This window comes from uncultured Amaricoccus sp. (genome assembly GCF_937858865.1).
In the GTDB taxonomy this organism is placed as follows: domain Bacteria; phylum Pseudomonadota; class Alphaproteobacteria; order Rhodobacterales; family Rhodobacteraceae; genus Amaricoccus.
Window position 1 is genome coordinate 1 of sequence record NZ_CALLYO010000605.1, and the last position, 5,626, is coordinate 5,626.

At 72.6% G+C, this 5,626-nt stretch carries 4 protein-coding genes and 1 pseudogene; 2 read left to right on the forward strand and 3 right to left on the reverse strand.

What is annotated here, in order from left to right; translation table 11 throughout:
• A pseudogene (locus tag Q0112_RS17895) lies at positions 1-408 on the reverse strand (ATP-dependent DNA ligase); the annotation flags it as partial.
• A gap of 117 nt (positions 409-525) precedes the next feature.
• Positions 526-1,539, reverse strand: coding sequence for a ligase-associated DNA damage response exonuclease (locus Q0112_RS17900; protein WP_297977384.1), 1,014 nt, complete (start codon positions 1,537-1,539; stop codon positions 526-528).
• A gap of 266 nt (positions 1,540-1,805) precedes the next feature.
• Here Q0112_RS17900 and Q0112_RS17905 point away from each other — a divergent pair, with 266 nt between their 5' ends.
• Complete coding sequence (locus Q0112_RS17905; protein ID WP_297977385.1) at positions 1,806-2,363, forward strand: Uma2 family endonuclease; 558 nt, start codon at positions 1,806-1,808, stop codon at positions 2,361-2,363.
• A gap of 56 nt (positions 2,364-2,419) precedes the next feature.
• On the opposite strand, the gene Q0112_RS17910 is transcribed toward Q0112_RS17905, so the two are convergent.
• On the reverse strand, positions 2,420-3,109 hold the full coding sequence (locus Q0112_RS17910; RefSeq protein ID WP_297977387.1) for a response regulator transcription factor: 690 nt from the start codon (positions 3,107-3,109) through the stop codon (positions 2,420-2,422).
• Between the two features lie 169 nt (positions 3,110-3,278).
• Here Q0112_RS17910 and Q0112_RS17915 point away from each other — a divergent pair.
• The coding region (locus Q0112_RS17915) for a PAS domain S-box protein (protein WP_297977388.1) at positions 3,279-5,626 on the forward strand (2,348 nt) is incomplete at its 3' end.

Below are 5,626 nucleotides of genomic sequence, written 5' to 3' on the forward strand. Positions count from 1 at the left end.
CTTGAGGAGGGCGAAGCGGGAGGAGGGGTCGAGGCGGTCGAGCAGGCGCTCGACGGTCTGCGGGGCCTCGCGGCGGGAAGCGGAGCGGAGGGTCGCGATGACTTCGGAGAGGGGCGGGTCGGCGGGCGGGGCTTCGGGGGCGGGCCAGATGAGCGCGATCGTCTCGGCGAGGTCGCCGACGAAGTCGTAGGAGAGGGCGAAGAGCTCGGGGTCGACGCGGGCGGCGGTGATGGCGCGCAGCATGGCGGGCTTGACCGCGTCGAGGGCGAGCTCGCCGGTGAGGGCGGCGAGGCCCCAGCCGCGGTCGGGGTCGGGCGTCTCGCGCAGGTAGCCGGTCAGCAGGCGGAGCTTGCCGTTGCGGGCCGGGGTGAAGGCGAGGCGCTCGAGAAGCTCGGCGAAGCGGCGCATCAGCGGCCTCCCCGGGCGCGGGGCGGGCGCGCGCGCCCACTCGGGCAAGTCATTGTTCTTCCTGCATGATCTGGCCGGCGTCAACCGGATGGAAAGGATCGTTAACGGGCGGGCGCATCAGTCCTCCGCCTCGTCCTCGTAGCCGACGAGATGCAGCGGGCGGGCGGCTCGGCCGGCGAGGGCGCACCAGCGGACCAGCGCCTCCTCGCGGCCGTGGGTGACCCAGGTCTCGGCGGGGTCGATCTCGGCGATGGTGGCGGTGAGCTCGGGCCAGTCGGCGTGGTCGGAGAGGACGAGCGGCAGCTCGACGCCGCGCTGGCGGGCGCGGGCGCGCACCCGCATCCAGCCGGAGGCGAAGGCTATGAGCGGGTCGGCGAAGCGGCGGACCCAGGGGCCCTCGAAGGCGGAGGGCGGCCCGAGGACGATCTCGCCGGCGAAGTCGCGGGCGCGGCCGCGGGGGAGGGTGGCGTCGGGGAGCTCGCCAAGGGGGATGCCGCGGGCGGCGTAGTAGTCGCAGAGGCGGCGGAGGGAGCCGTGGAGGTGGATGGGGGGGTCGTAGCCGGCCTGGCGGAGGAGGGTGACGAGGCGCTGGGCCTTGCCGAGGGCGTAGACGCCGACGAGATGGGTGCGCTCGGGGAATTGTGCGAGCGAATGCAGGAGCTTGCCGATCTCCTGCGCCGGGGCCGGGTGGCGGAAGACCGGCAGCGCGAAGGTCGCCTCGGTGATGAAGACGTCGCAGGGGACGGGCTCGAAGGGGGCGCAGGTTGGGTCGGGGGTGCGCTTGTAGTCGCCGGCGGCGACGATGCGCAGGCCGGGGACGGCGACCTCGATCTGGGCCGAGCCGAGGACGTGGCCGGCGGGGCGGAAGGTCACGGCGACCCCGCCGAGGGCGACGGGCTCGCCGTAGCGGGCGGCCTGGGCGGTGGCGGCGAAGCCGTCGCCGAGGCGGATGGCCATGATGTCGAGGGTCTCGCGCGTGGCGAGGACGGCGCCGTGGCCGGCGGTGGCGTGGTCGGAATGGGCGTGGGTGACGAGCGCGCGGGCGACCGGGCGGATCGGGTCGATGTGGAAGTCGCCGGGCGGGCAGTAGAGGCCCTGGGGGCGGGGGAGGAGGAGGTCGGCGGGGCGCATGGAGGCAGGTTTAGGGCAGGGGAGGGCTTCGCCAAGGCTCCGGCGCGCGGATCGTCGGCATGTCGTTGGGAATGCGGTGAAAATCAGATATGGAACCTATATGGAATCCGTATGGAATCCGTATGGGTGATTGTTGTGCCGGCGCCGCTGGCTGCATTGTGCGTGAATCCGCGGGCAGCTCCCCGGTGGCGGCGGCGGACGAGCAGGCGTCGCACGGGGCGAAGGACGGTGGTAGGATGCGCATGCGACAGGATCGAGGGCGAGCGATGGGGCAGCCGAGGCAGAGCGAGTTCACCGCCGACGAGTTCATGGCCTGGGCCCTGGAGCAACCGGCCGGGCGCTTCGAGCTCGACAACGGCGCCGTCGTCGCCATGGCGCCGGAGCGTGCGAGCCATGTGCTCGCCAAGGGCAACGCCTTCATGGCGCTTAGCAATGCCATCGGTGCGTGTCACCTCGCCTGCCAGGCATTTCCGGACGGCATGTCGGTCAGGATCGACGAGCGAACCGTCTACGAGCCCGATGCGCTCGTGCGCTGCGGGCCGCAACTGCCCGGTGACGCGGTCGAGGCCAATGACCCGGTCGTCGTCGTCGAGGTCGTCTCTCCGTCGAGCCGGGGCGTGGACCGGGGCGTCAAGCTCGCGGGCTACTTCCTGCTGCCGAGCGTGCGGCACTATCTGATCGTCGATACGGACAAGCGTGTCGTCATCCACCACCATCGGGGCGCGGAAGGCCGAATCGAAGTTCGGGTCCTTCATGACGGTTTGCTGACGCTCGATCCGCCGGGATTGGCCTTCGAGGTCCAGGACGTTTTCATCGGCCTCTGACCCGGACCCGGGCAGGGCCCGCGGATGCATCATCGGGCGAGGGCATCGGGAGGCGATCAGGGCCGGGCGGCGTGGACGTAGCCGACGCCGCGGACGGTCTTGATGAGCTGGGGGTGCCCGGGATCGGCCTCGAGCTTGCGGCGCAGACGGGTGACGCGGTGGTCGATCGAGCGGTCGTTGCTCTCTTCGTCGCGCGGCGGGGCGAGGCGGAGGAGGTCGTCGCGGGTCAGCACCTTGCCGGGGTTGGTGGCGAAGGCGGCGACGAGGTCGATCTCCATCGGGCTGAGCTCGACCGGCTGGCCGGCGGCGTCGCGCAGGCAGAAGGCGCGCAGGTCGAGGCTGTAGGGGCCGAAGCTCGGGCCGGCTGGCGCGGGGCCGCCGGGCGGGCGGCGGCGCAGGACGGCGGCGATGCGGGCGGCGAGCTCGGGCGGCTCGACCGGCTTCGCGAGATAGTCGTCGGCGCCGATCTCGAGGCCGACGACCCGGTCGACGAGATCGCCGGCGCCGGTCAGCATGATGATCCCGGGGTCGAGCCGGGCGCGCAGGTCGCGGGCGAGGTCGAGGCCGGAGCGGCCGGGCAGGCCGATGTCGAGGATGAAGAGGTCGGGCGCCGCGCCGGCGGCGAGCAGGGCCTCGAGCGCGGCGGCATGCTCGGCGAGCAGGACCTCGTGACCCGCGAGGCCGAGGAAGTCGGCGAGCATCTCGCAGACTTCCCGGTCGTCGTCGACCACGGCGATGCGCGCCATTGGGCGGTCCTCGTGCGGATGCGACGATTGAAACAAATCCCCCGCGCCTTGGCAACGGGCTGAAACGACGGGACCGGAGCCTCGCGCCGAAGTGCGGCGCTTGACCGGTGCGACCCGTCGTCCGCAAGCTGCGGGGCCAGGTGCGGCCCGGTGCGGGACCGGAGGGGTGATGCCAGACAAGAGCGCGGCGCGGATCAGCCGGACGATCTGGGGCTCCGCGGGCACGGTGATGGCGGTCGCCGCCGCCGGCGGGGCCTGGGCCTTCGCGCGCGACGGCGCCGCGGCGGCGCTCCCCTTCGCGCTGATCGTCGCGGTCACCGGGCTCCTCGCCTGGTACGTGGCGCAGGTCGCCGGGCGCGCCGACCGGCACCTGCGGGTGGCCGAGGGCCGGCTCGAGGCAGCGGCGGAGGCGCTGCCCGACGGGCTCGTGGTCTTCGACCGGCACGACCGGATCGCCTTCTTCAACAGCCGCTATCCGGAGATGATGACCGAGGCGCTGCGCGAGGGGCTCGCCGTCGGCAAGCGGTTCGAGGACTGGATGCGCGAGGGGATCGCCCGCGGCCCGGTCTACCACCCGGACATGGGCGAGGACTTCCTCGAGCAGCGGCTCGCGATGCGCATGGAGCGGCGCAACGAATCGGTCCTGCGCATCGCCGACGGGCGCTGGATGCGGGTGCGCGAGAACCGGATGCCGGACGGCAGCCGGGTGCTGCTCATCACCGACATCAGCGAGGAGCGCCGCCGCGACGCCGAGCGGCGGCTGCTGGCGCTCGCGGTGGAGCAGGCGGGCGACCCGGTCGAGATCACCGGCGCCGACAACAGCTTCACCTACGTCAACCACGCCTTCGAGACCACGACGGGCTACAGCGCCGCCGAGGCGCTCGGCCACGAACCGCAGGAGATCCTGTCAAGCGGGATGCAGCCGCCCGAGTTCTTCGCCGGCATGCGCGCCGAGCTCGAGGCCGGGCGGCGCTGGCAGGGGACGATCATCAACCGCCACAAGGACGGCCACCTGATCGAGCAGGAGACGACGATCGCCCCGCTCCGCGACGACGGCGGGCGCACCACGCATTTCGTGGCGGTGAAGCGCGACGTCACCGAGGCGCGCGCCCAGGCGCGGGCGCTGGCGGCGAGCGAGGCGCGCTACCGGGCGGTGGTGGAGGCGCAGACCGAGTTCATCGTGCGGGTCGGGCCGGACGGCTACTGGACCTTCATGAACGAGGCGGCGCAGCGCTACGTCGGCATGACGCTGGAGGAGATGCGCGCGAAGGGGATGACCGACGCCGCGCTGATCCTGCCCGAGGACCTGCCGATCTACCATGCGCACATCGCGCGGATCACGCCGGAGAACCCGACGAGCAGCGCCGAGTGGCGCGGCAACCTGCCCGGCCGCCCGCCGCTCTGGGAGCATTGGACCGATACCGGCATCTTCGACGCCGAGGGCAACCTCGTCGAGATGCAGTGCGTCGGGCGCGACATCTCCGACCGCAAGCAGGCGGAGACGGCGCGCGAGGAGGCCGAGCGGCTGCGCCTCGCCGCGCTGGAGGCGGCGCTCGACTGCTACATCGCGATCGACACCGACGGCACGATCGTCGAGCTGAACGCCGCGGCGGAGCGGACCTTCGGCTATGCCCGCGACGAGGCGATCGGCAGGCCGATGGTCGACCTGATCGTGCCGCCGGAGCTGCGCCCGGCGCATCTCACCGGGATAAACGCCAATCTGCAGGGCGAGGGTCCGCACTCGCAGGGGCGGCGCATCGAGGTCGACGCGATGCGCGCCGACGGCTCCACCTTCCCGATCGAGCTCATCGTGGTGCGGGGCGAGCGTGGTGGGGCGACGATCTTCCTCGCCTACATGCGCGACCTCTCGGAGCGGCGGGCGGCCGAGCGGGCGCTGGCCGAGCGCGAGGAGCAGTTCCGCACCATCGCCGAGAGCGTGCCGATCGGCCTCGTCATCAGCGACATCGACAGCGGCCAGCCGCTCTACATCAACCCGCGGTCGCGGCAGAACCTCGAGGTCGCCCCCGAGGAGGCGCCGGCCTCGCTGATGCACGTCTGGGCCAAGCCGGAGCAGCGGGCGGCGCTGGTCCGCGAGGTGGTCGAGCGCGGCTGGAGCCGGGCGATGGAGGTCGACCTCGCCATGCCGAGCGGCAAGCGGATGAAGGCGCTGATCTCGGCCACGCGCATCCACTACGCCGGGCGCGAGGCGATGCTGGCGGCGACGGTCGACATCACCGAGCTGCGCGAGACCGAGGCGGCGCTGGCCGAGAGCCAGAACCGCCTGCGCGCCTTCATGGACTTCGCGCCCTTCGCCGCGCACCTGCGCGACGCCGAGGGGCGCTACCTGATGTTCAACCGCCGGATGGAGGAGCTGATCGGCGTGCCGGCCGAGGCGGCGCTCGGGCGGATGCCGGGCGAGGTGCATCCGCCCGACGTGATGGGGCAGAGCGACCGCCACCACCGGCTGGTGGTGGAGACCGGGCGGGTGCATGCGAGCGAGCAGTGCCTGCTCGCCAA